This is a genomic window from Streptomyces sp. BE20, assembly GCF_036322525.1.
Lineage (GTDB): Bacteria > Actinomycetota > Actinomycetes > Streptomycetales > Streptomycetaceae > Kitasatospora.
Genome location: NZ_JAQYWW010001090.1, coordinates 322173 through 347300, shown reverse-complemented (window position 1 = coordinate 347300; position 25128 = coordinate 322173). Strand labels below are relative to the sequence as shown.

General features: G+C 75.1%; 19 protein-coding genes. 9 read left to right on the top strand and 10 right to left on the bottom strand.

Annotation, left to right across the window (positions count from 1 at the left end; translation table 11 throughout):
• Positions 1-69: 69 nt before the first annotated feature.
• Positions 70-1194 (bottom strand): magnesium/cobalt transporter CorA, encoded by a 1125-nt coding sequence (gene corA / locus PUR61_RS33000; RefSeq protein WP_329883175.1) that lies wholly within the window; start codon positions 1192-1194, stop codon positions 70-72.
• Between the two features lie 470 nt (positions 1195-1664).
• Here corA and PUR61_RS32995 point away from each other — a divergent pair, with 470 nt between their 5' ends.
• Positions 1665-2330 (top strand): suppressor of fused domain protein, encoded by a 666-nt coding sequence (locus PUR61_RS32995; protein ID WP_329883174.1) that lies wholly within the window; start codon positions 1665-1667, stop codon positions 2328-2330.
• A gap of 78 nt (positions 2331-2408) precedes the next feature.
• Here PUR61_RS32995 and PUR61_RS32990 read toward each other — a convergent pair whose 3' ends face one another.
• The 5 genes from PUR61_RS32990 to PUR61_RS32970 form a co-directional block, all read right to left on the bottom strand.
• Positions 2409-3269, bottom strand: a complete 861-nt coding sequence (locus tag PUR61_RS32990; protein WP_329883173.1) for a PHP domain-containing protein — start codon at positions 3267-3269, stop codon at positions 2409-2411.
• A gap of 65 nt (positions 3270-3334) precedes the next feature.
• Positions 3335-3973, bottom strand: coding sequence for a DUF6758 family protein (locus PUR61_RS32985; protein WP_329883172.1), 639 nt, complete (start codon positions 3971-3973; stop codon positions 3335-3337).
• A 333-nt stretch (positions 3974-4306) separates the two neighbouring features.
• On the bottom strand, positions 4307-4453 hold the full coding sequence (locus tag PUR61_RS32980; protein WP_329883171.1) for a hypothetical protein: 147 nt from the start codon (positions 4451-4453) through the stop codon (positions 4307-4309).
• Between the two features lie 387 nt (positions 4454-4840).
• On the bottom strand, positions 4841-5767 hold the full coding sequence (locus PUR61_RS32975; RefSeq protein WP_329883170.1) for an alpha/beta fold hydrolase: 927 nt from the start codon (positions 5765-5767) through the stop codon (positions 4841-4843).
• 196 nt (positions 5768-5963) lie between these two features.
• Positions 5964-7940, bottom strand: a complete 1977-nt coding sequence (locus tag PUR61_RS32970) for a DEAD/DEAH box helicase (protein WP_443035275.1) — start codon at positions 7938-7940, stop codon at positions 5964-5966.
• Between the two features lie 497 nt (positions 7941-8437).
• On the opposite strand from PUR61_RS32970, the gene PUR61_RS32965 reads away from it, so the two are divergent.
• Positions 8438-9166, top strand: coding sequence for a ferritin-like fold-containing protein (locus PUR61_RS32965; protein ID WP_329883169.1), 729 nt, complete (start codon positions 8438-8440; stop codon positions 9164-9166).
• 23 nt (positions 9167-9189) lie between these two features.
• On the opposite strand, the gene PUR61_RS32960 is transcribed toward PUR61_RS32965, so the two are convergent.
• The 3 genes from PUR61_RS32960 to PUR61_RS32950 all read right to left on the bottom strand — a co-directional run bounded on the left by PUR61_RS32960 (position 9190) and on the right by PUR61_RS32950 (position 10723).
• Positions 9190-9507: a hypothetical protein gene (locus tag PUR61_RS32960; protein WP_329883168.1), complete on the bottom strand. Its 318-nt coding sequence runs from the start codon at positions 9505-9507 to the stop codon at positions 9190-9192.
• Positions 9508-9688: 181 nt separating this feature from the next.
• Complete coding sequence (locus PUR61_RS32955) at positions 9689-9916, bottom strand: DUF3107 domain-containing protein (RefSeq protein WP_327680432.1); 228 nt, start codon at positions 9914-9916, stop codon at positions 9689-9691.
• A 132-nt stretch (positions 9917-10048) separates the two neighbouring features.
• Positions 10049-10723, bottom strand: a complete 675-nt coding sequence (locus tag PUR61_RS32950; protein ID WP_329883167.1) for a TetR/AcrR family transcriptional regulator — start codon at positions 10721-10723, stop codon at positions 10049-10051.
• Positions 10724-10955: 232 nt separating this feature from the next.
• Here PUR61_RS32950 and PUR61_RS32945 point away from each other — a divergent pair, with 232 nt between their 5' ends.
• The 5 genes from PUR61_RS32945 to moeZ all read left to right on the top strand — a co-directional run bounded on the left by PUR61_RS32945 (position 10956) and on the right by moeZ (position 18045).
• Positions 10956-11888: an alpha/beta fold hydrolase gene (locus PUR61_RS32945; RefSeq protein ID WP_329883166.1), complete on the top strand. Its 933-nt coding sequence runs from the start codon at positions 10956-10958 to the stop codon at positions 11886-11888.
• A 440-nt stretch (positions 11889-12328) separates the two neighbouring features.
• Positions 12329-14107, top strand: coding sequence for a DUF3492 domain-containing protein (locus tag PUR61_RS32940; protein ID WP_329883165.1), 1779 nt, complete (start codon positions 12329-12331; stop codon positions 14105-14107).
• The gene (locus PUR61_RS32935; protein ID WP_329883164.1) at positions 14107-15390 is read left to right on the top strand and encodes a hypothetical protein; all 1284 of its coding nucleotides are present in this window, start codon (positions 14107-14109) and stop codon (positions 15388-15390) included. The genes PUR61_RS32940 and PUR61_RS32935 overlap by 1 nt, the downstream gene beginning before the upstream one ends.
• A gap of 182 nt (positions 15391-15572) precedes the next feature.
• Positions 15573-16574 (top strand): NAD-dependent epimerase/dehydratase family protein, encoded by a 1002-nt coding sequence (locus PUR61_RS32930; protein WP_329883163.1) that lies wholly within the window; start codon positions 15573-15575, stop codon positions 16572-16574.
• A 292-nt stretch (positions 16575-16866) separates the two neighbouring features.
• Positions 16867-18045 (top strand): adenylyltransferase/sulfurtransferase MoeZ, encoded by a 1179-nt coding sequence (gene moeZ, locus PUR61_RS32925; protein WP_329883162.1) that lies wholly within the window; start codon positions 16867-16869, stop codon positions 18043-18045.
• A 114-nt stretch (positions 18046-18159) separates the two neighbouring features.
• Here moeZ and PUR61_RS32920 read toward each other — a convergent pair whose 3' ends face one another.
• On the bottom strand, positions 18160-20967 hold the full coding sequence (locus tag PUR61_RS32920; protein ID WP_329883161.1) for a flippase-like domain-containing protein: 2808 nt from the start codon (positions 20965-20967) through the stop codon (positions 18160-18162).
• A 134-nt stretch (positions 20968-21101) separates the two neighbouring features.
• Between PUR61_RS32920 and PUR61_RS32915 the strand changes: the two genes are divergently transcribed.
• Both PUR61_RS32915 and PUR61_RS32910 read left to right on the top strand, forming a co-directional pair.
• Positions 21102-21458: an MGMT family protein gene (locus PUR61_RS32915; protein ID WP_380355898.1), complete on the top strand. Its 357-nt coding sequence runs from the start codon at positions 21102-21104 to the stop codon at positions 21456-21458.
• Between the two features lie 84 nt (positions 21459-21542).
• Complete coding sequence (locus PUR61_RS32910; RefSeq protein ID WP_443035274.1) at positions 21543-25073, top strand: ATP-dependent helicase; 3531 nt, start codon at positions 21543-21545, stop codon at positions 25071-25073.
• The last annotated feature ends 55 nt before the right edge of the window (positions 25074-25128 follow it).

Sequence of the window (25128 nt, the reverse complement as noted above, 5' to 3'; positions counted from 1 at the left end):
TGGCCGGTCGGTGGCCGGTCACCGGTGCCCGCCCCGGACCCGCTGCGGGCGGCGGGCCCCGCCCGGGCCCTACAGCCAGCCGTTGCGGCGGAAGCCGCGGTACATCCCGACGCAGATCAGCACCACGCTGCCGAGCACCATCGGATAGCCGTACCGGTGGTGCAGTTCCGGCATGTAGTCGAAGTTCATGCCGTAGACGCCGGTGATCATGGTCGGCACGGCGAAGATCGCCGCCCAGGCGGTGATCTTGCGCATGTCCTCGTTCTGCGCCACCGAGACCTGCGCCAGGTTGGCCTGGAGCAGCGAGTTCAGAAGTTCGTCGAAGCCGTGCACCTGCTCGGTGACCCGGGCGAGGTGGTCGGCGACGTCCCGGAAGTACTTCTGGATCTCCGGGTCGACCAGCCGCTGCAGCGGCTCCGACAGCTGCTGCATGGGCCGCAGCAGCGGCGCCACCGCCCGCTTGAACTCCAGGACCTCGCGCTTGAGCTGGTAGACCCGGCCCACGTCGGTGCCCCGGCCGCCCCGGTTGGAGAAGACGTCGAACTCGATCTCGTCCACGTCGGTCTGCAGCCGGTCGGCGACCAGCAGGTAGTTGTCCACCACCTGGTCGGCGATCGCGTGCAGCACCGCCGACGGGCCCTTGCCGAGCAGCCCGGAGCCGTCCGCGTCGGCCTCCAGCCGGTGCCGCAGCTCCTTGAGCGAGCTGTGCCCGCCGTGCCGGACGGTGATCACGAAGTCCCGTCCGGCGAACACCATCAGCTCGCCGGTCTCGACCACCTCGCTGGTCGGCGTGAGCTGGTCGTGGTCGACGTACCGGATTGTCTTGAAGACGGCGAACAGCACGTCGTCGTACCGCTCGACCTTCGGCCGCTGGTGGGCGTGCACCGCGTCCTCGACCGCCAGCGGGTGCAGTCCGAACCGCTGGGCGATCCCCTCGAACTCGGCCTCGGTCGGCTCGTGCAGCCCGATCCAGCTGAACGAGCCCGCGCCGTCCGGGAGTTGCTTCGAGGCCTTGACCAGTCGGGCCGCCTCGCGCGGGCTGCAGCTCTCGCCCAGCCGCTTGCCGTCCTGGTAGACCGCGCAGTCGACCACCGCGGACGGGGTCTGGCCCGGGTGGATCGTGTCGAACAGGCCCGACGCGGAACGGCGGCGGTTGGTGCGGACGGCTGCGCGCAGGCTGTTGATCATCGACATGGCAGGCTCCCTGGGGCAGGAGCCGCCGCACGGCGGCGCGGTGACGGATGGCCGTGGTGCGACGGCGGAGGAACACCGATGGAATCCGGCGCCTGTGGTCGGTCCTCGGCCTTGCTGGGGCGCGCGAGACGGAACGACCGGACGTCGGTGGGGTGCTCTCCCGGCCGGACCGGAGACCGCCGTGACGTTCGCACGGGGGGCTGGTCCAGCTGCTGCCGAGGTTTCTCAGGCCCGCTGTTTCAGCCCGCGTGGCGAGGGGTACGGGGAAGGCGTCCGGGCCGGGTAGAGCTGCCGGTACTGCATGGTCGGCTGGTATCCACCGCAACCACCTCCTTCGCGCCGCTGCCCCGGAGGAGCAAGGATCCCCGGTAGCCAGTCGCTCACACTAACATCTGACCGGCCATCGCCGCTCCGGTGTTCGCATGACGGCCGTGCCGACGGCGCGCGGCGCGCGGGTTACGCTCACCGGCATGGCGCACGACTTCCCGCTCTTCGGCGACCCGTCCTCGGACTCCGGTGACTCCTCCCCGGCCCCCGGCGGCACCGGCCTCTCCCGCGACGCGGTGCTGGCCGCCGTCGAGGCCCGGCTGCTCACCACCTTCGGCGAACCGAGCGGCCGCGCCGCCGTCACCTTCCTCGGTGCCGACCGGATCGAGGTGCTGCGCTTCGGCCCCGACGCCGAGGGGCTGGTCCGCTACGCCACGCTCGGGATGGCCGCCGCGCCGATGACCGACCCGACCGCCGCGGTCGCCGACCCGGTCCGCGGTCCGCGCGCCGAGCTGGTCCTGACGGTTCGCGGGGGGCGTGACAGCGTGCTCCGCACGCTGGCCACCTTCGCGGCGACGCCGCAGGTCGAGGGGCTGGTCCCGGCCCCCGGCGGGTCGCTGGACCTCGGTGCCCCGCTCTGGGACGGCGCGCCGTTCACCTCGGTGCTGGCCGCCGAGCCCGGCGGTCTGGTCGAGGACCTGGCGCTGGACGAGCCGGCCGACCCGGTCCGCTTCCTGCCGCTGCTGCCGATGACCCCCAACGAGGCCGGCTGGAAGCGGGTGCACGGCGCGGCGGCGCTGCAGGAGCGCTGGCTCCAGCACGGCACCGACCTGCGAGACCCGGACCGCCGCGGCGTCCGGCTGGACTGACGGCCCGCCACGGGGCGTGCGGCGGGCGCCCGCACCGCGTCGGACCCGCCTCGCGCCGGCGCGAGGACCGGCGGGCGATCAGCCGCCGATCGGCTTCGCGCCGGTGGCCTGCCCGACCAGCGCCTCGTAGACGGCGGGATCGGTGGTGTGCGCGCCGAGCCGGACCGTCTTGCGGGTGCCGTGGTAGTCGCTGGACCCGGTGGTCAGCAGTCCCAGCTCGGCCGCCAGCCCGCGCAGCCGGAGCCGGGCCGGCTCGTCGTGGTCGATGTGGTCGACCTCCAGCCCGGCCAGCCCGGCCGCCGCGAGGTCGGCGATGACCTGGTCGGAGACGGTCCGTCCGCGCTTCACCGCTCCCGGGTGGGCGAACACCGGCACCCCGCCGGCCGCCCGGACCAGCCGGACCGCCGTCACGGGGTCCGTCTCGTGCTTGGGGATGTCCGCCCGCCCGCCGTTGGCCAGCCACTCCGCGGTGAACGCGTCCGAGACCTCCGCGACCACGCCCGCCTCGACCAGGGCGCTGGCGATGTGCGGCCGGCCCACCGAGCCGGCTCCCGCGATCCGCTGCACCTGCTCCCAGCTGATGTCCGCGCCCAGTGCGCGGCAGCGCTCGACGATCGCCTCGCCGCGCCGGAACCGGTCGGTGCGCACCAGTTCGCGCTCGGCCGCGAAGGCCGGCTCGGCGGGGTCGAACAGGTAGGCCAGCAGGTGCATCGAGATGCCGTCCACCACGCAGGAGAGCTCCGCGCCGGGGACGAGCCGCAACCGGGTGCCGGCGGGAAGCGCGTGCACCGCGTCGGCCGCCTCGGTGTGGCCCGCCACCGTGTCGTGGTCGGTCAGGGCGACCACGTCCAGCCCGGCCGCCACCGCAGCCGCGACCAGTTCCGCCGGGCTGTCCGTACCGTCGGACGCGTTGCTGTGGGCGTGCAGGTCGATGCGCACGGGCGGTGCTCCCTGGGTCGTCGGCGGAGGTGCGGCCCAGGATAGTGCGCCCGGGTGTCGGGGGATCAGCCCAGCAGACGGGGGGAGAGCGCCCCGCAGGGCAGCAGGTCGAGCTCCGCGCCGGCCTCCCGCAGGTCGGTCAGCACCAGCTCGTCGTACATGACCAGGGCCGACTGTTCGGGCCAGGCCACCGCCCAGAGCCAGAGGCCGCGGGCCTCGCCGGCGAAGACCGCGCGGTCGGCCGGTGCGTCCGGGACGTGGAACATCGGGGTGGGCCGGCCGGCGGCCAGCAGCTTGGCGTCCGCCGGCTTGTAGAGGCCGACCGAGTCGCCCGGGTCCGGCCCGGGGAGCCCCGCGTACCGGGCACCGAGCCCGACGCCCAGCTCCTCCGCGATCAGGACCAGTTCGCCGAACCCCCCGAGCGGCGCCGGGCCGGCGCAGGCCACGGCGGTGGCGCGGGCGCCCGAGATGTCGTCGCCGACGTGCGCGATGCCGGTGTACAGCCAGCCGACCGGGAGCGGCCAGGGCAGCCAGACGGGGACCTGCGAACGGGCGACCGCGACACCGAGCGCCTCGACGCTCGGGGGCAGCACCGGCTGCATCGGATGCACGGCGCCGTGCCGGTCGCACTGCCAGGTGTCTGAGAACAGACCGGGAGCGCGGACCCGACCGGCGCACCTCGGGCAGCTTGGCTCGCCCCTCATAGCCGACAACGCTCCTCCCTCCGGACCGCCGCGTCAAGGACGATCACCCGTACGGAGGGCGGTCCGGCGGCACCGGTCGGTGGCGGACGGCCGGCCGGCGCGGGGTGGGCGCGGTGCGGCGGATCCCGTTGGGGAACTGTCCAGCCGGGGGCGGCGGCAAACGTCCGCGGCGCGCTCCGGGGTGCGGCGCCGGGCGGTCCCGGACGCACTGACGCCCCGTCTCCGCTGGTGCGGTGGCGGGGCGTCAGTCCGGTTTCGGAACGTCGGGGTCGGACGATCCCGGCTCGTCGGCGGCGGGTGAGGCCTCCCGGTCGGAGGCGCCGCAGCGGCCGGTCAGGCGGCGGGGCACGGGCGGATGAGCAGGCGTTCGCCGGTACGGGCGGCGGCCTGGACGAGCTCGCGGACGGTTTCGGCGTCGGCGATCAGGCGGTCGGTGGCGGTGCCGCGGGCGTCGTCCAGTCGGAGGATCTCGAAGCGCATGGGCGTTTCCTTTCCCGGCCCCGTCGAGCGGGGCGTTCGTGGCTGAGTCGGTATCAGCCCTTTCAGGGTCTGTCGGGTCGAACGGTCGACCGACCGTTGCGGCAAAGAGGGCTCCCCCCTGCGTGCCAAGGGTGTCTTTCCCTCGAATCCACTCTGCGGTGGTGCTGCTACCGGGCCGTTGCCCGTCCGTAAAGTCCTGGTTTCGGAGGATCGACATCGACAGCACGCCGACGTCAGTGTCAACGATGTTTCCAGGACCGAATCAAATATTACCGCAACTAACGAATTTTGTCGCATGTCTTTTACCAGAGGCCCGGAGCGGGCGCACGGCGGGGCCCGGTTCGCCGCGTCGGCGCTCCGGCGGCGGCTCGGCGCCGGACCGGCCGGTCAGCCCCAGAAGGCGGTCAGGGCGGCGGCCGTGGCGGCAGGCTGATCGGCGTTGGGGGAGTGGCCGGCGTCCTCGACCACGATCCGGCGGGCACCCAGCCGGGCGGCCATCGCGGTCTGCTCCGGCACCGGCCAGGCGTAGTCCCGCACTCCCGAGAGCACCAGGGCGGGCAGCCCGGCGGCGACCGTCGCGGCCAGCTCGTCCACCCGGTCCGGTGCCGCGACCAGGTGGCCGCCGGTGGTGATCAGCGCCTGCGGCACGTTGGCCAGCCAGCGGCGGTGCAGGAACGCGGCGACCTCGGCGCCCGGGCGGCGGGCCCGGTCGCCGCCCTCCTCCAGCTGCTGCATCACCTGCCAGATCTCTTCGAGGGTCATCGTCGGCAGCACGTCGACCAGCAGCCGGGTCCGCTCCGCCTCGGCCGGGTCGATCGGACCCGGCCCGGTGGACATCAGCGTCAGCGAGGACCACGGCAGCGATCCGCAGCCGCCCGGGCGGGCCACCGCCTCGGCCTCGGCGGCCAGGACGGCCTCGCGGACCACCTGGCCGCCGAGGGAGTGGCCGAGCAGGTGCAGCCGCCCGCCGGCGCCGTTCCCGTCGGCCGCGACGGCCTCGGCCCGCAGCGCGGCGGAGAGCGCCCGCACGTCGGCGCCCAGCGCGGCCACCGCGTAGGCGGCCGGGTCGTCCGGTCCCCCGGTCTCGTACTGCCCTCGCTGGTCGATTGCCGTCACCCGGTAGCCCGCCGCCGCCAGCGGCTCCAGCAGGGCGATGAAGTCCTCCTTGCTGCCCGTGAACCCGGGCACCAGCAACGCGGACCCGCGCACCGCCCCCGCCGGCTCCGCCCGCAGCGCGGCGAACCCGCCGCGGGTCGTCGCCACCCGCAGGGCGCGCGCGCAGGACGGGAGCGTGAGGAACGGCGGCGTACTCATGGGGACGACCTCCTGGGGCCTGGGGCGGCGGGGTGAACCGGCGGACGGCCCCGAGCCTAGGGTCTGCCGTCGAGCCCCCGGCCCACCCGGCTGCGCCGGTGGCGGCCGGGCGGCGGCGGGCAGACCCGCGGATCGGTGTGCGGACGCCGAAGGGGGCGGCCGGAACATTCCGGCCGCCCCCTTCAACCAGGGTGGATCAGCTCTCCGGAGCCACCTCGGGGGCGGCGGCCGGGCGGCGGGTGCGGGAACGCCGGCGCGGGGCCGGAACGTCGGCGGCGGCCTCGGCGGCCTCCACCACCGGAGCGGCCTCGGCGGGCGCCGCGACCTTCTTGGCCCGGGTGCGGGTGCGCTTCGGCTTCTCCTCGGCGACCGCCTCGGCGACCGCGACCGCGACCGGAGCCGCGATCGGGGCCGCGGCTTCGGCGACGGCGGCCGGAGCCTCCGCCACGGCGGCGGCGTCCTCGCCGGACGCCGCACCGCGCGAGCGGCGACGGCGGCGGCGCGGGGCCGCGGACTCGCCCTCGGCGCCCTCGACGGCCGGAGCCTCCGGGCCGGCCGTCGCGACGGCCTCGGCGACGGTGCCCTCGACGGCCTCGACGGCCTCGTCGACCGAGGAGCCGCGACGGGTGCGGCGGCGCTCGCGGGTCTTGCGGGCCTGCTTCTCCTCGGCGACCGGGGTCTCGACGGCGTCGGCCCGGCCGGGGCCGGCCGCCCGTCCGCCGCGGCCCCGGGCGCCACCGGCCGAACGCGAACCGCGCCCGCCGGTCTCGCCGAGGTCCTCGACCTCCTCCGCGCCGAGCCCGGCCCGGGTCCGCTCCGAACGCGGCAGCACACCGGTGGTGCCCTTCGCGATCTTCAGCAGCTCGAACAGGTGCGGCGAGGTGGAGTAGGTCTCCTCCGGCTCGTTGAACGAGAGTTCGAGCGCCTTGTTGATCAGCTGCCAGCGCGGGATGTCGTCCCAGTCGACCAGCGTGACCGCGGTGCCCGAGGCGCCGGCCCGGCCGGTGCGGCCGATCCGGTGCAGGTAGGTCTTCTCGTCCTCGGGGCACTGGTAGTTGATGACGTGCGTGACGCCCTCGACGTCGATGCCGCGGGCCGCGACGTCGGTGCAGACCAGCACGTCGACCTTGCCGTTGCGGAACGCCCGCAGCGCCTGCTCGCGCGCGCCCTGGCCGAGGTCGCCGTGGACGGCGCCGGAGGCGAAGCCGCGCTGGGTCAGCTGGTCGGCCACGTCGGCGGCGGTCCGCTTGGTGCGGCAGAAGATCATCGCCAGCCCGCGGCCGTCGGCCTGGAGGATGCGCGAGACCATCTCGACCTTGTCCAGCGAGTGGGCGCGGAAGATGTGCTGCTCGGTGTTGGCGACGGTGCTGCCGGTGTCGTCCGGAGCGGCGGCGCGGATGTGGGTCGGCTGGCTCATGTACCGGCGGGCGAGGCTGATCACCTGGCCCGGCATGGTCGCGGAGAACAGCAGGGTCTGCCGCTTCGCCGGCAGCATGGTGATGATCTTCTCGACGTCCGGCAGGAAGCCGAGGTCGAGCATCTCGTCGGCCTCGTCCAGGACCAGCGAGCGGACCTTCGACAGGTCCAGCTTCTTCTGGCCGGCCAGGTCGAGCAGGCGCCCCGGGGTGCCGACGACGATGTCGATCCCCTTCTTCAGCGCCTCGACCTGCGGCTCGTAGGCCCGGCCGCCGTAGACGGCGAGCACGCGGACGTTGCGGACCTTCCCGGCGGTCTGCAGGTCGTTGGTGACCTGGGTGCAGAGCTCGCGGGTCGGGACGACGATCAGCGCCTGCGGGGAGTCGCAGAGCTGGTCCTCGCCGGCGCGGCCGGCGTCGATGTCGGCCCGCACGACGACGCGCTCGATCAGCGGGAGACCGAAACCGAGCGTCTTGCCGGTGCCGGTCTTGGCCTGGCCGATGACGTCGTGGCCGGTCAGCGCGACCGGCAGGGTCATCTCCTGGATGGGGAAGGGGTGGACGATGCCGACGGATTCGAGCGCCTCGGCGGTCTCCGGGAGGATCCCCAGGTCCCGGAACGTGGTCTTCGTGGGTTCAGCGGTGGTGGACAGGGTGCTGCCTCTTCCGTGTGGAGGGGCCGAGAGCGAGCGGCGGGCGGGCAGCCGCGCGGCTGCGTACGGGCCTGGACGGCCCCGAAAACAGCTGCGCGGACGCACAATCGCGCCGGTCCCTGCGGCCGGCCGGTGCGCGCGGCCCGACAGGGGCGCGTCGCCGGCGGCGTCGGGGAGGATTCCCGTGAGGGACCTGCGCGGGACCTGCGCCGGGATGGCGCGGTCTCGGCGGCCCTCGCTCGGCCACTGGTGCGGTGCCAAGGCTTGAAGTCCAAGCCCTGGTCGGAGCCGATCGGCTCTCCGACCGGGCATCCGCGTACGTTGAGGTCCCGGCTTCCGGTACGGACACGTCCTGACGGACTGCGCCTGCTTCGGAGCGGGCTTGCCCGGCACACCGAGACGGCGGTGACACCGTGCGAGCACGACGGGCCTCCGTACCACCATACAGTCACCCGACGACTCGAACACGTGACGCGGGCGACATCGCAGGTCGGGGCGGGCGGAGCCGGACGGGCCGGTGCCCCTGCGCGGCCGGGCGGCGTGTGCGGGCCGCGCGTGTGCGGGGAGCGACCCGGGACGGACCGGGACTAAGGTGACGGGTCATGGAGAACCGTGGTGGGACGCAGGACGTGGCGGACGGCTCGATCGGGGACTGGGCGACCTGCTCGGCCGACCCCGGCTACCGGGCGGCCGTGCTGGACCTGCTCGGCGCCCTCGCGTACGGCGAGCTGAGCGCCTTCGAGCGGCTCGCCGAGGACGCCAAGCTGGCGCCCGACCTGGCCGACAAGGCGGCGCTGGCCCGGATGGCCTCCGCCGAGTTCCAGCACTACCAGCGACTGCACGACCGGCTCGCCGAGGTCGGCGCCGACCCGCAGGAGGCGATGCGGCCGTTCGTCGAGCCGCTGGAGCTGTTCCACCGGATGACCGCGCCCTCGGACTGGCTGGAGGGCCTCGTCAAGGCCTACGTCGGCGACGCGATCGCCACCGACTTCTACCGCGAGGTGGCCGCCCGGCTGGACGACGACACCCGCGACCTGGTCCTCGGCGTCATGTCGGACACCGGCCACGCCCAGTTCGCGGTCGACAAGGTCCGGCAGGCCATCGAGGCCGACCCGCGGGCCGGCGGCCGGCTGGCGCTCTGGGGCCGGCGGCTGATGGGCGAGGCGCTCAGCCAGGCCCAGCGGGTGGTCGCCGAGCGGGACGCGCTCTCCAACCTGCTGGTCGGCGGCGTCCGGGTGCAGGGCTTCGACCTCGTCGAGGTCGGCAAGATGTTCAACCGGATCACCGAGGCGCACACCCGGCGGATGGCCGCGCTCGGCCTCGCCTCGTAACGCCCGGGGGCCTTCGGCCCGGGTCAGGCGGGTCGGTGCCGCCGGTGCGAACCCGCCCGGTGCGGGCGGTGCCGGCGGGCCGGCTGGCGGCCTGCGGCGAGGTCGGGACGGGCCAGCACCGAGGTGATCAGCGCCGAGGTGACCGCCGAGACCGCGATGCAGGCCGCCGGGTACTCGCCGTCGAGCGTGAAGTGCGCGATCACCCCGGCCAGCAGCGCGGAGACCAGCGCCGTCCCCATCGTCAGCCCCCACCCGGAGGGGAAGTACGCGGGCAGCGACAGCAGGGCGGTGGCGCCGACCACCAGGCCGACGAGGGCGAAGGCGAACGTCTCGACCAGCAAGGGTGCCTCCCCGGGGCTCGGTGCGCGGCACGTGGTCGGCCGCACTTGTCGCCGTACCCCGCTCCCCCCGGTCGTACACGCCGAGGCAAGCCGGCCGCACCCGCCACGTCCCCCCGCCCCGGCCGTGAACGCGACGGTGCCCCGCCCCCTCGGACGAGGGAACGGGGCACCGAAGGACAGCTCAGAGCGTGCCGAAACCGACCTTGCGGGCGGCCTGCTCGCCGATCTCCACGTACGCCAGGCGCTCGGCCGGGACGATGACGCGGCGGCCGTGCTCGTCGGTCAGCGTGAAGAGCTTCGAGGTGCCCTCCAGCGCCTTGGCGATCGCGCTCTCGACCTCATCGGCCGTCTGCGAGCTCTCGATGACGATCTCGCGCGGCGCGTTCTGCACGCCGATCTTGACCTCCACGGCTTCCGTCCCTCCGGGGTTGCAGCCATCCACGCGCGGGCACCGGACCGCCTGGGACAAGCGTTCGCGGCGACCGCGCCGTACGGCTTCACCATAGAGCACCGGATCGGTACCGAGGCGAAGGTCCGGTGATCACTGCTCGGGGGCAGCGGCCTCCGGGGAATCGAGGTTGGGGTGCATCGGGAAGCCCTTCAGCCCGCGCCAGGCCAGGCTGGCCACCAGCCGGACCGCCTCGTCGCGCGGGATCTCCAGGCCCTGGGAGAGCCAGTACCGCGCGGTGATCTGGGCCAGGCCGCAGACCCCGGCCGCGAGCAGCTTGGACTCCGACTCCGGCAGGTCGGTGTCCTCCTGGATCACCTTGCTGACCAGCGTCGCACTGGCCTCCGCCGCCCGCTCGACCCGCTCGCGCACGGCCGGCTCGTTGGTCAGGTCCGACTCGAAGACCAGCCGGAAGGCACCGGACTCGCTGGAGACGTAGTTGAAGTACGCCTCCATCGTCGCGGCCACCCGCAGCTTGTTGTCGGTGGTCGTCTCCAGCGCCTCGCGGGTCGAGTCGACCAGGGCGTCGCAGTGCTTGTCCAGCAGCGCCAGGTAGAGGTCCAGCTTCCCGGGGAAGTGCTGGTACAGCACCGGCTTGCTCACCCCGGCGCGGTCGGCGATGTCGTCCATGGCGGCCGCGTGGTAACCCTGCGCGACGAACACCTCCTGGGCGGCACCGAGCAGTTGTTCACGGCGGGCGCTTCGCGGCAGGCGGGCACCGCGCGGGCGCTCCTGCGCCTCCTGGATGGCCGTCACGGCGCTCCTCATTTCACGGGTCGTACGGGGTTGGCAAGATGACCGATTCTACTTTCGGGTAACCGCCCTCGCGCTTGGCAGGCGTGAGAAAAGCGGCCAGCCCCCTTGTCAGGAGCCCACAATACGGCGCTGACCACGGCCACCGGCAGTGGTGTGACAGGGGCAGGAACGACCGGACCGGGAGCGGACCGGGAACGGTCCGTGGGCAGGCCGCGACGGCGCCGGCTCACTACCATCGTCCACCATGAGCAGCCCTGATCAGCAGATACGCCCGGAGACGGCCGCCCCGCCGCCGTTCCGCACGGTCGAGGTCCCCGGCGCGGTCGTCGCGGTGCACCGCCACGACGCCGCCCCGACGGCCCCCGGCGGGCGGGCGCCGGCGCTCTTCGTGCACGGCCTCGGCGGCTCCGCCGCCAACTGGACGGGGCTCATGGGCCGGCTCTCCGACCTCGTCGACGGCGAGGCCGTGGACCTCCCCGGCTTCGGCGAATCCGCCCCGCCCCGCGACGGCGACCTCTCCCTGTCCGGCCACGTCCGCGCGGTCATCGGCTACCTGGAGGCGTCCGGCCGCGGCCCGGTCCACCTCTTCGGCAACTCGCTCGGCGGCGCGGTCGCCGTCCGGCTCGCGGCCCTGCGCCCGGACCTCGTCCGCAGCCTCACCCTGATCTCGCCGGCCCTGCCCGAACTGCCCCCGCAGCGCACCGCCTGGCCGACCGCCCTGCTCGCCGTGCCCGGCCTCCCCGCGCTGCTGCGCCGGCGGCCGTCAGACGGGCGGGGACCCGAGGCGGTCACCGAGGGCGTGCTCGGGCTGGTCTACGGCGACCCCGACGCCCTGTCCCCTGAGGTCCGGGCCGAGGCGGTGGCCCAGTACCGGCGGCGGCTGGAGCTGCCGTACGCGACGCAGGCGCTGGTCGGCTCGGTGCGGGGCATCGCCTCCGCCTACACCGAGCGGGGCGACCAGGCACTGTGGCGGCAGGCCGCGCAGGTGAAGGTGCCGGTGCTGCTGGTGTACGGGCTGCGCGACAAGCTGGTCTCGTACCGCTCGGCGCGCCGGGCCTGCGGGGTCTTCGCGGACCAGCGGCTGCTGGTGCTGCCGGACTCCGGGCACGTCGCGATGATGGAGCACCCCGGCGTCGTCGCCCGCGCCGTGCGGGAGCTGCTGGAGCGGGCCGCCTGACGGGGCGGGTCGAACGGGTCGAGGGCCGAACGGATCGAACCGGCCGAAGGGGCGGTGCGGGCCGAACGGATCGAACGGATCGAACGGAACACGACCGATACCCCTTGATCGGCAGCCGTTAACGCCCCGATCGGGAAGTGGTCACTCCGGTTCACTCGTTCAGGTGGCAACCAGGCATGTGACCGATGGATTGCCGTAAGCCGGTCCTACCTTTCTGCTGTCGGACCGAACAGGTGTGGGGGAGTCGCGGCCGCCGGAGAACCCGGAGGGCGGCCGCGCGAGGGTGACCGGGGGCCGGGGGACGGCCGCCGGTACCGGGCCGCGGTGTCTCCGGCGGGCCGACTCCTCCGCCCCGGGCCGCCCGCGTCGGACGCGGGCCGGCCGGGCGCCGGCCAAGCCGCTCAGCAATCCGTCGATCCGCTCTGCCCCGGAGGTCTCCCGTGCGCGTTGCTCTGCTCACCGAGGGTGTGCGTCCGCGCGCCGGCAGTGGCGTCGGCGGGTGGTGCGACCGGCTGGTGGAGGGTCTGCGCGAGCACGACTTCGAGTGGTACGTGTCGGCCGGGACCGCCGGTCCGGGCGCCGGTGAGGACCCGCACGGCCGGGGGAGCGGCGTGCACGAGCAGGCCCTCCGGGGGCGCCGCCGGACCGGCCGCGCGCCCGGCGCGCTCCGCGGACGCCAGTACGCCCGCGCCTACGAGCAGCTCGTCCGGGCCCTGCTGAGGCCGGACGAGCGGTCCTCCTTCGGTGCCGGCCTGTACCGGCTGGCGGGGCTCGCCCGCGAGGACGGCGGGTTGCCGGCCTTCCTGGTCTCCGCCCGGGCCCGGGGCGTCCTGGAGCGGGTCTGGCGTTCGCCCGGCGCCGACACCTCCGCCGGGCAGCCGCTGGTCCGCGACGTCCTGGTCGCCGCCGACCTGCTCGAACAGTGCCTGCGACCGCTCGCCGCCCCCTGGTACGGCACCGGGCCGGGCGGGATCGGCGCCGCCGACCTCTGCCACGTGGTCGGCGGCGGCCCGGCCGCCCTGCCGGCGCTGGTGGCCAAGCAGCTGCACGGGGTGCCGTTCGTGGTCACCGAGCACGGCCTGCACCTGCGCGAGCAGTACCTCGGGTACCGGGAGGCGCCGTACCTCCGGCCGGTCCGGGCGCTCCTACTCGCCTTCTTCCGGGCGCTCGCCGAGGAGACCTACCGGCAGGCCGCGGTGCTCACCCCCGGCAGTGCCCACGACCGGCGCTGGCAGCTGCGCTGCGGGGCCGACCCGGAGCGGACCCGGGTGGTGTACGAGGGCACCCCGGCCGTGGACCGGCCCGCCGCGGGCCCGGAGCCGGAGCGGCCCACCCTGGTCTGGGCCGGGGCCCTGGAACCCGGCCGGGGCCCCGAACTGGCCCTGCACGCCTTCGCCCTGGTCCGGGCCGACCTTCCGCAGGCGCGGCTGGTCGTGCACGGTGAGGAGGCCGTCCCCGGCTACCGGGCGCACTGCGAGGCCGTCGCCGCACGGCTCGGGGTGGCCGAGGCGGTCGAGTTCGCCGGCCGGCCCCGGTCCGCCGCCCGGGCCTGGGCGGACGGCTCCGTGGTCCTCTTCTCGGCGCTCTCCCAGCGGGGCCCCCGGCTGCTGGCCGACGCGATGCTGAGCGGGCGGGCCGTGGTCTCGACCGATGTCGGCGTGGCCCGCGAGGTGGTGGGGCCGACCGGGCTGCTGGTCCCGCCGCGCGACCCGCGCGCGCTGGCCGGTGCCTGCCTGGCCCTGCTGCGGGACGGGGAGCGCCGGGCCCGACTCGGCCTGGCCGGCCGGTTACGGGCGCAGGAACGCTTCGCCGTCGAGCCGGTGGTCGGGGCCTTCCGGGAGATCTACCTGGAGCTGGTCTCCCAGTGGCCGGCCTACCCGGCCGCCGACGGGGCGCCCGGTGCTCCGGGCGGTCCCCGGCCCCGGCCGTTCGCCCGGCCCGCCGAGTACTGGCTCACCGGCCGGGGTGGCGGCGCCGGGGCGGGTGGTGGCGCGGTGGTGGTGGGAGCGGCGGGCGACCGTGCGGGCACCGGGCCGGCGGGCGGAGGGTCCGCCGACCTCTGGGCGACGGATGCCGGGGCGACGGATCCCGGCGCGACGGATGTCGGGTCCGCGGGTACGGGAAGCCGGGCGGCCGGGCCCGGGACCGAGGGGACCCCGGCGGCCGAGGGCGTCGGTGAGGCGTCCGGCCGGCCCGGTGCGCTCGCGGAGGCGGTCTGATGACGGCCGGTGCAGGAGCGTCCGTGGGGGTGGACGGGGGAGCCCGCCCGGGGGGTGCGGCCGGTCCCGCCGCGCACCCGGTGGGCGTCCGGATCCCCGGCGCCTCCGGCGATCCGGTCCGGGAGGTGATGGCGGAGCACCGGGAGCTCTGCGAGCGCGCCGTCGATCCGCTGGAGATCGCCGCCGGGCTGGAGGAGGCCGGACTCGGCCCGGCGGACGCCGCCCGGTGCCGGCACGCGGACCTGTTCGCGCTCGCCGAGGAGCTGTACGCCCGGGTGCCGCGCCGCGCGCCCCCGTCGGTCGAGGCCGTACCCGGGGAGAGCCGGCAGCGGCGTTGGGTCGTGGCGCTCCGGACGGCGGTGCTGGCGGCGCTTCCGTGCGCGGCCGCCGCCGGGCTCGGTGGCGGCCGGCCCCTCCTGCTGGCTGCGGCCGTCCCGCTGGCGCTCGTCCCGGCCGCTTCCGGCGCGCCCGGTGCGGACGGGTCGGCCAGGGCCCCCGGGTGGTCCGTGGCGATCCCGTTCGCGGGCCGGTCCGGTCCGGCCGGTGCCGAGGACCCCGCCGGCCCGGGCCACCCCGGGGACCGCGACGACTCCCGTGGCGCCGGTGGCGGGGAGCGGCCGGTCGACGGGCCCGAGGAGAAGGCCGGTCCGGTCGTCCCGGGTGCCGCGCGGGTGGTCCACGCCCGGCTGTGGTGGTGGCAGGCGGTGCACGGCGCAGGGGTGGCCGGGCTGTTGCTGGCGCCGCCGGCGCTGACGGCCGGTGGCCCGGGGGACCGACGGGTGACGACGGCGCTGGTGCTCGCGGCCGCGCTGTCGGCCGGGTCGGCCGAGTGGTCCGCGCGCTGGTTCCGCCGCGTCGGGCGGGGCCACCTGGGGACGGCGGTGACGCTGGCCGAGTTCCGGGCCCGGATGCGGCCGGTGCTCCCGGCGGCGCTGGCCCTGCACCTGGCGGTGCTGTCCGTGCTGACCTTCGCGGCGCTCGCGGTGCTGACCGCGGTGGCGCCGCGTCCGGGGCCGGGGCACGGCGGCCTGCTGCACCTGGTGGCCGAGCGGGCCGACCCGGGGCAGTGGGCGGGCCAGGGGGTGCTGGGTCTGCTGCTGGTGCTGCCCGCCCTGCTGGCGCGCTGCGGCCGGACCGGGGTCGCGGCGCTCGGCGCACTGGCCGGGGCGGTGGTGACGGCGGCTCCGCTCCCACCGGTGGCCGGTTTGGCCGGCGGCGCCGTCGCGCTGGCCCTGCTGGTGTACGCGTGGCCGGTGCTGGGCCGTCCCGATGCGCACCGCTGACCGCCGGGCCGGACCGGGCCCGGCCGGTGTGCGGCCGGTTCCGCCACCCGCCCGGCGCGCCCGCTCCTCCCGCTCCGCCTGTTCCTCCTGTTCCTCCTGTTCCGCCGTTCCGTTCGACATCCCGTTGTTCACTAGGACCGCCAGGCCGTACCCGGTCTGGCTTCGTGGAAGGAAGCCCCCCGATGAGGGTGCTGCTGCTGGGCGCCGACGGTTTCATCGGCCGTCGGGTCACCGATCGTCTGCTCGTGGATCCGGAGTTGCAGGTGACGGTGCTCGGCCGGCGTGACTCCGCCGACATCCGCTTCGACCTGACCACCGGCAGCCCGGGTGCGCTGGCCCGGTTCCTGGACGCGGTCGTGCCGCAGGTGGTGATCAACTGCGCGGGTGCCACCTACGGCAGTTCGCGCACGCTGATCCGGGCCAACACGCTGGCCGTGGCCACCGTCTGCGAGGCGATCCGGCGCAGCCGGGAGCCCGCCCGCCTGGTGCACGTCGGCTCGGCGGCCGAGTACGGGCCGGTGCCGGGAGGGGTGCCGGTCTCGGAGGGCGCCGAGCCGCGCCCGGTCGGCCCGTACGGGGTCTCGAAGCTGGCCGGGACGGAGCTGGTGCTGGCCTCCGGGCTGGACGCGGCGGTGCTGCGGGTGTTCGACGTGGTCGGGCCGGGGTCGCCGACCGCCTCGCTGTTCGGGCGGCTCGCCGAGGGGCTGCGGCGCGCGCTGGAGCGGGAGGAGAACCAGGTGCGGATGCCCGACCTGTCCGGATACCGGGATTTCGTGGACGTCCGGGACGTCGCGCGGGCGATCCAGGCGGCGGCGGTGTCGGCCGCCACGGGGGTGATCAACATCGGCAGCGGGCACGCCGTCCGGGCCCGGGAGGCGGCCCAGCTGCTGGTCCGGGCGTCCGGTTTCGAGGGGGCGATCGTGGAGGAGAACCGGCAGGTCCTGCTGCCCGCGCAAGCCGGTGGGACGGTGGACCACCTGCCCGGGCACGGCTCCGGTCACCACCTGCCGGGCCACCGCCCGGCGGAGTCCCGGTCGGCCGAGGGGAGGGTGCCGTCGGGGGAGCCGGTGCCGTGGCGGCAGGCGGACGTCCGGACGGCGCGGGACCGTCTCGGCTGGCGGACACAGGTGCCGCTGGAGGAGTCGCTGGGGGACGTCTGGCTGGAGACGGCCTGCCGGGTCTGACCCGTCCGGGTCCGCCGCCGGTCCCGTCCGGGCGGGTCGGGGGAGCCGGAGGGAGGCCGACGGCGGCGCGCCGTCGGCACCTCGCGGCCCGGGCGGGCCGGTTTTCGGCCGCGGGGGCCGCGCGGCCGGCGGTCCCACCATCCGACGCGGGCCGTCTCGCCCATCGGACGAGCTGTCTCGGAATACAGGGGCGGCATGACACTGTTGGCGTAGCAGAGCCACCTCGGTGGCGGAGCAACAAGCCACAAGAGGTTGGCCCCGGCCACCTGAGATGACGACCATCGGAGTCCCCGTGTCGCTGCCACCCCTGGTCGAGCCGGCCGACGAGCTCACCGTTGACGAAGTCCGCAGGTACTCCCGCCACCTGATCATCCCCGACGTGGGCATGGCCGGGCAGAAGCGCCTGAAGAACGCCAAGGTGCTGTGCGTCGGCGCCGGCGGTCTGGGCTCGCCCGCGCTGATGTATCTGGCCGCCGCCGGTGTCGGCACGCTCGGAATCGTCGAGTTCGACGTGGTCGACGAGTCGAACCTGCAGCGTCAGATCATCCACGGCCAGTCGGACATCGGCCGTTCCAAGGGCGAGTCGGCACGGGACTCGGTCAAGGAGATCAACCCCTACATCGACGTGATCCTCCACGAGGAGCGCCTCGACAACTCCAACGTGCTGGAGATCTTCTCCGGCTACGACCTGATCGTCGACGGCACCGACAACTTCGCCACCCGCTACCTGGTGAACGACGCCGCGGTGCTGCTCGGCAAGCCGTACGTGTGGGGTTCGATCTACCGCTTCGACGGCCAGGCGAGCGTGTTCTGGGCCGAGCACGGCCCCTGCTACCGCTGCCTCTACCCGGAGGCCCCGCCGCCGGGCATGGTTCCGTCCTGCGCCGAGGGCGGCGTGCTGGGCGTGCTCTGCGCGTCGATCGGCTCGATCCAGGTCACCGAGGCCATCAAGCTGCTGGCCGGGGTCGGCGACCCGCTGGTCGGCCGTCTGATGATCTACGACGCCCTGGAGATGAACTACCGCCAGGTGAAGGTCCGCAAGGACCCGGGCTGCGCGGTCTGCGGCGAGAACCCGACCGTCACCGAGCTGATCGACTACGAGGCATTCTGCGGCGTCGTGTCGGAGGAGGCCCAGGAGGCCGCCGCCGGTTCGACGATCACCTCGAAGCAGCTCAAGCAGTGGCAGGACGACCAGGAGGACATCTACCTGATCGACGTCCGCGAGCCCGGCGAGTACGAGATCGTCAGCATCCCCGGTGCCGTGCTGATCCCGAAGAACGAGTTCCTGATGGGCAACGCGCTGGAGCAGCTGCCGCAGGACCGGAAGATCGTGCTGCACTGCAAGTCGGGCGTCCGCTCGGCCGAGGTGCTGGCCGTGGTGAAGTCGGCCGGCTTCGCCAACGCCGTCCACCTGGGCGGCGGCGTGCTGGGCTGGGTGAACCAGATCGAGCCGCACAAGCCGGTGTACTGACCGGGACCGTGGAAGGGCCCGCTCCGGCGGGCCCTTTCGCGTACCCGGGCCCGCGCCCGGTCGCCCGGGTCCCGCCGGCTGCGCTGGCCACCCGGTTCGCGCCGGTCGGCCGGGTTACAGCGCGCCCTTGCGCTGGAGCACGTTGTAGGAGATCCAGCCGGGGAGCACCGGCAGCCAGAAGGTGAGCGCCCGGTAGAGGAAGACCGCCGGGGTGGCGACGGTCGGCGGTACGTCGGCCACCGTGAGCGCACCGATCAGCGCGAACTCGACCGGGCCGATGCCGCCGGGGGTCGGGATGGCGGAGCCCGCCGCGTTGGCGGTCAGGAAGACCACGGCCACCGCGGAGAAGGAGATCGAGCCGCCGAAGGCCTGTACCGAGGCGTCCAGACAGGCGGTGAAGGAGAGCGTCAGCAGCAGGATGCCGCCGAAGCCGCTGACCAGCTTGCTGGGCGTCTGCATCAGGTCGAGCATCCGCGGGACCACGCCGAAGAAGAGCGAGCGCAGCCGGTTCAGCACGAACCGCCTCAGCGGCGCGACCGCCGCGACCACCAGGGCCAGCACGGCGGCGGTCAGCACGCCGATGATCACCGCGCGGGAGGCCGAGAGGTCGCCGTTGGTCTGGCTGCCGGTGATCAGACCGAAGCTGAAGAGCAGCAGCAGGTGCCCGGCCAGGCCGGCCAGCTGGGAGGCGCCGACCGACGCGACCGCCTGGCCGGAGCGGATGCCCGCCTTCTGCAGGTAGCGGGTGTTCAGCGCGATGCCGCCGATCGCCGCCGGGGCGACCAGCTTGACGAAGGACCCGGCGAGCTGGGCGGCCACCGTGCGGCGGAACGGCAGCTTCTCCGGGACGAAGCCGGTCAGGCTCATCGACGCGGCGATGTACGAGAAGGCCGCCGCGGCGAGGGCCACCGCCGCCCAGGCCCAGTCCATCTGGGAGAGCTTGAGCTGCGCCGGCTTGATGGTGGTCAGCGCGAGGTACGCGGCGAAGGTGAGCGCGATCACCATGATCAGGGTCTTCGGCTTGAGCCGCTCCAGCTTGGCCGGCTCCATCGGTGCCTCGGGGGCGATCTGCAGGATCTGGCCGCGGATCCGGCTGAGCAGGTCCTCGCCGGCCAGCGCGATGTCCTCCTCGGCCTGCTGCTGGGTGCGCTCCCCGGCGGCGACCTGCTCCAGCGCCCTGGCCTGGGCGGCGGCCTTCCGTTCCTTGCTGAGCCGCTTCAGGTCGACGCGGGTGGAGCGGCTCATGCCGACCGGCTGGAGCAGCGGCAGCGCCTGGGCGACCCGGTCGGCGCCGAGCACCGCGTTGGCGGTGGCGACCGTCCGTTCCGGGCCGATCCGCAGCGCGAACGTGGTGAGCAGCTGGGCGACGTCGATGCGCAGCGTCAGGTCGGTGGCGGCGATGTCCCCGCCGGAGAGGTTGACCAGGCAGGCCGTCTTCTCGTCGGTCACCAGCATCGACTCGCCGGTGAGCCGGCGGTGGGCGATCCGGCGCTCGTGCAGGGCGGCGACCGACTCCCACAGCGAGGCCATCACCTGGTCGGTGATCTCGTCGTCGGAGAGGTCGTCCAGGGTGCGGCCCTCGACGTTCTCGTAGACCAGGATCGCGGCGTCCGGGCCGAGCTCGGAGGTGGCGACCAGCTGCGGGGCCCGGGCACCCGAGGCGGCGGCCGCGTACGCGATCAGCGCCTCCTGCTCCAGCGCCTGGCGCAGCGACTGGGGGCTGCGCCGGACGGCGACCGAACGCAGCCGCAGCCGGCGCCAGGCCCGGTAGAAGAAGCCGGAGGCCTGCTGTTCGCGGTCGACGATGTGGACGTCCAGCGGCGGGCCGCTCTGCTGGGCCACGAGGTAGCGGCGGGTGCCGCCGGGGGCGTCCGGGGCGCGGTGGGCGCTGGCCGGGGTGAAGCCGACCTTGCGCAGACCGATCATCAGGTGCTGGCCGGTGGGCCGGATGTTCGGCGAGCCGATCGCGTACAGGGTGCCGTAGGCGACGGACCAGCCGATCAGCACGGTGAGCAGCAGGGAGAGCGGGGTGGTGTAGCCGCCGAGCAGTTCGGTGATGCCGCTGAAGATCACCACGACCCAGAGGGCGACCCGCCAGCGCGGGCGGCTCGACATGCCGACGGCCGTCATGTAGGCGATCACCGGGGCGAGGTAGCCGTGCACCGGGTCGGTCAGGGTGCCGTTGGAGTCCAGCGGGAGGCGGGTGAGGGCGTCCCTGATGTGGTCGGAGGCGCCCTCGGCGACCCACCAGTCGATGCCCAGGGAGACACCGTAGGCGAGCACCGAGGCGAGAACGCCGTCGGCGACCCGCAGGCCGTCGCGTTTGATCAGCCGTTCGACCGCGAAGGCGAGCGGGACGGCCAGGACGGCGACGCTGGAGACCAGGCCGGTGATGGTGGCGAGGACCGGGGAGAAGCGGGGGGCGTTGGAGGCGATGTCCAGTTCGATGCCGGTGGTGGTCGAGGTCGCCACACCGGCGAGCACGAAGACCGCGACCAGGCCGAGCACGCCGGCCAGGAAGCGGATCAGGTCCGAGGGGCGGTGGGCGCGGGCGGCGAGCAGGGGCTCGTCGACGTCCAGGTGCGGCGGGTCGTCCAGCGGGTCGGGTCCGCCCGGGCCGAGACCGTCGGTCCCGGTCGCGGCGGGTTCCGACCCGGCTCCGAGCCGGGCTCCTGCGTCGGGCTCGGGCGAGGACTCCGGCGCGGGCAGCTGGGCCGGGAGGCCGGCGGCCGTCCCGGCCCCCGTCGCCGTTCCCGGTTCCGTCCCGGGGCCGGTCGGCCGAGGGGTCTTGATCGTCCGGTCCTTGATCAGGGAGACTGCCGGCGACGGCTCGGTGGCGGACCCGCCGCCGGGACCTGCGGGCACGGCTGGGGAGGACTCGTCGGAGCCCTCGTCCACACTCACGTCGGCCGTCCCGGTCATCTGGTCTTGTCCTCGTATCACCACTCACCGCCCCGAAGATGGTGGCATGCCGCGGCGTCCCGCGCTGGACAGGGGCCGGATCGGGCGCGGCGGATCGTTCGTACGGGCCCCCGGGTCCGGCGGGATGCGGAAGAATGCCGCAGGTGACGGACGCCCACGACGACGGTGAGCGCGGAGAGCTGCCACCCTTCGCCGAACTGGTGCTCGACCTGGCCGAGCGGATTCCACCCGGCAGGGTGATGACCTACGGGGACATCGCCGAGTACCTCGGTCAGGGCGGCCCGCGCCAGGTCGGCCGGGTGCTCGCCCTGTACGGCGGCGCCGTGCCCTGGTGGCGGGTGATCCGCGCCGACGGCCGCTTCCTGCCCGGCCACGAGCACCGCGCGCTCGCCCGCTACGCCGAGGAGGGCACCCCGCTGCGCGAGCTCGCCGACCCGCCCCGGGTCGACCTCGGGCGGGCCCGCTGGGACGGCGAACCGGCCGGGGAGTGACCGCACGCCGGGTCCGGCCCGGTAGCGCGGAGGCGGTCCCGTTCTCCGCCGGCCATGTGAGACGAAACCCGTGCGCGGACGGGAATGACGGGGCAGGATCGTAGGCTCGATACGGCGGGCCCCTCGGCGGGCCCGCCCGCCGTTGCCCGAAGTACGACCCCCAGGACGTCCGTGAGCTCCCCCTATCGACTGGTGCGCAGCCCCCTCGTGCCGCCCGCCCCGCCCGTGCTGGACGACTACCAGCGCGCCGTGGCCGAGCACACGGGTGGCCCGCTGCTGGTGCTCGCAGGACCGGGGACGGGCAAGACCACGACCCTGGTGGAGGCCGTCGCCCGGCGCATCGAGCGCGGCACCGACCCCGACCGGATCCTCGTGCTCACCTTCAGCCGCAGGGCGGCGATGGAGCTGCGCGACCGGATGGCCGGCCGGCTCGGCGTCACCACGGCCGGTGCCGGGGCCGCCGCCCCGCAGGCCACCACCTTCCACTCCTTCTGTTACGCCCTGCTCCGCGCCCACCAGGACCCGGCGGACTACGCCGAGCCGGTGCGCCTGCTCTCCGGCCCGGAACAGGACGTCATGGTCCGCGAGCTGCTCGCCGGCGGCGCCGAGGACTCCCGGCTCGGCAGGTCGCGGATCGGCTGGCCGCTCGACCTGCGCGCCTGCCTCACCACCCGCGGTTTCGCCGACGAGGTCCGCGCCGTCCTCGCCCGCAGCCGCGAGCTGGGGCTCGGAGAGGCCGAGCTGGCCCGGTTCGCCGAGGGTGTCCGGCGCCCCGACTGGGCCGCCGCCGCCCACTTCCTCGCCGAGTACCTCGACGTCCTCGACCTGCGCGGTGTCCTCGACTACGCCGAGCTCGTCCACCGCGCCGTGCTGCTCGCCGAACGCCCCGAGGTCGAGGAGCGGCTGCGGGACCGCTACGACGCCGTCTTCGTCGACGAGTACCAGGACACCGACCCCGCCCAGGTCCGGCTGCTGCGCCGGCTGGCCGGCGGCGGGCGGGAACTGGTCGCCGTCGGCGACCCCGACCAGTCCATCTACGCGTTCCGCGGCGCCGACATCAACGGCATCCTGGAGTTCCCGCAGACCTTCCGGCACGCCGACGGCCGCCCCGCCGACGTCAAGGTGCTCCGGGTGTCCCGCCGCTCCGGTGCCGTCCTGCTCTCCGCCGCCCGCGAACTCACCCGCCGGATGCCGATGGGCCGGCTGCCCGCCGACAAGCTCGCCCAGCACCGCACCCTGCTGCCCGCCCGCGAGGGCGGCCGGGTCGAGGTCTACACCTACCCCACCCCCGGTACCGAGCTGGACTCCGTCGCCGACCTGCTGCGCCGCGCCCACCTGGAGGACGGCGTGCCATGGGGCGAGATGGCGGTCCTGGTGCGGGCCGGTGCCCGCTCCATCCCCGGCGTCCGGCGGGCACTCGGCGCGGCCGGCGTCCCGTTGGAGATCGACGGCGACGACCTGCCGCTGCGCGAGGAGCCGGCCGTCGCCCAGCTGCTGCTCGCCCTGCGGGTCTGCGCCGAGCAGGCCGTCCGGGACCGGCACGACCCCGGGGCACCCGATCCGCTGACCACCGACCTCGCGCACACCCTGCTCACGGGGCCGCTCGGCGGCCTCGACGGCGCCGACCTGCGCCGGCTCGGCCGTGTCCTGCGTGAGGAGGAGCGGGCCGCGCTGCGTGCCGAGGCGCGGCGTGTCGAGACCGCCGTCGAGACCGCCGCCGGGGCCGCCGCCGGGGCCGGGACGGACGCCGAGCCGGGGGCCGTCGGGTTTGCCGGCCCGTCCGCGTCCGCCGCCGTGAGCCGTCCCGCGGCCGTGCCGCGCCCGGCCGGCGAGCTGATCCGCGAGGCCCTCGCCGAACCCGAGCAGCTCGTCGTCCTCGACGCCCCCTACGCCCGCCGCGCCCACGACCTCGGCACCCTGCTGCGCAAGGTCCGCGAACGCCTGGCCGGCGGCTGCACCGCCGAGGAGGCCCTCTGGGAGCTGTGGGACGGCTCCCGCCGCTGGCGTGAACGCCTGGAGCGGGCCGCCCTGCGCGGCGGCGGCGCCGGCCGCAACGCCGACCGCGACCTCGACGCCCTCTGCGCGCTCTTCGAGACCGCGGCCCGCGCCGAGGAACAGGTCACCGGCCACCGCGGCGCCCTCGACCTGCTCGCCGAGCTGGAGGCGCAGGACATCGCCGCCGACACCCTCACCGTGCGGGCCGTCCGCCCCGAGGCGGTCCGGCTGATGACCGCCCACCGCTCCAAGGGCCTGGAGTGGCGGCTGGTCGTCGTCGCCGGCGTCCAGGACGGCCTCTGGCCCGACCTGCGCCGCCGCGGCTCGCTGCTGGAGGCCGACCGGATCGGCCGTGACGGCCTCGCCGAGCCGCTCACCCCGGCCGCCCTGCTCGCCGAGGAGCGCCGGCTCTTCTACGTCGCCGCCACCCGGGCCAAGGAGCGGCTGGTCGTCACCGCCGTCAAGGCGCCCGCCGACGACGGCGACCAGCCCTCCCGGTTCCTGCGCGAGCTCTACCGCGAGGACGTCGACCCCCGGACCGGCCGGGTCGTCCGCCGTACCCCTCCGGTGACCGTCGAGGACGTCACCCACCGCCCGCGCCGTCCGCTCTCCGTCGCCGCGCTGGTCGCCGAACTGCGCGCGGTCACCGTCGACCCCGCCCGCTCGCCCGAGCTGCGCCGGGCCGCCGCCGAACGGCTCGCCACCCTCGCCCTCGCCACCGACGAGGAGAACCGGCCGCTCGTCCCCGCCGCCCGGCCCGACGCGTGGTGGGGCCTGGACGACGCCACCGCCGCCCCCGACCCGCTGCGCGACGCCGACCTGCCGATCCGGCTCTCCGGCAGCGGCCTGGAGCAGCTGGAGAACTGCTCGCTCCAGTGGTTCCTCGACAAGGAGGTCAAGGCGCGGGGCTCCTCCTCCGCCGCGCAGGGCTTCGGCAACGTCGTGCACGCCCTCGCCGACGAGGTCGGCTCCGGACGCTCCCCCGCCGACCTGGCCGTCCTGATGGAGCGCCTGGACACCGTCTGGGACGCGCTGGCCTTCGACGCGCCGTGGAAGTCCCAGCAGGAGAAGACCGAGGCCCGCGCCGCCCTGGAACGCTTCCTCACCTGGCACGTGATGGGCCGGGGCCGCGACGTCGTCGCGACCGAGCACGGCTTCGACGTCACGCTCGACGCGGGCGGGGTCCGGGTGCGGATCCGCGGCTCGATGGACCGGGTCGAGAAGGACGAGGCCGGGCGCGCCTACGTGGTCGACTTCAAGACGGGCAAGGAGGCGCCCACCGACAAGTCGCTGCCCGACCACAAGCAGCTCGCCGTCTACCAGCTCGCCGTCCGGGCCGGTGCGCTCAACGAGCTGCCCGGCTTCGACGGCCGGGCCCCGGAGGCCGGCGGCGCCGAGCTGGTCCAGCTGCGCAAGCCCGACAAGGCCGTACCGGACGCGCCCAAGGTGCAGCGGCAGGAGCCGCCCGAGGGCGAACCGTGGGTCGAGAACCTGCTCGCCGACGCGGCCGGGAGGATCCTCGCCGAACGGTTCGTCCCGCAGACCGGGGCGGGCTGCGACCGCTGTTCCTTCCGCCGCAGCTGCTCCGCCCAGCGCGACGGTGCCCAGATCGTGGAGTAGCCGGAACGAGGAGGAGCGCGGGCCGGCGCGGTGGCCCGGGCCTTCGGGCGTCCCC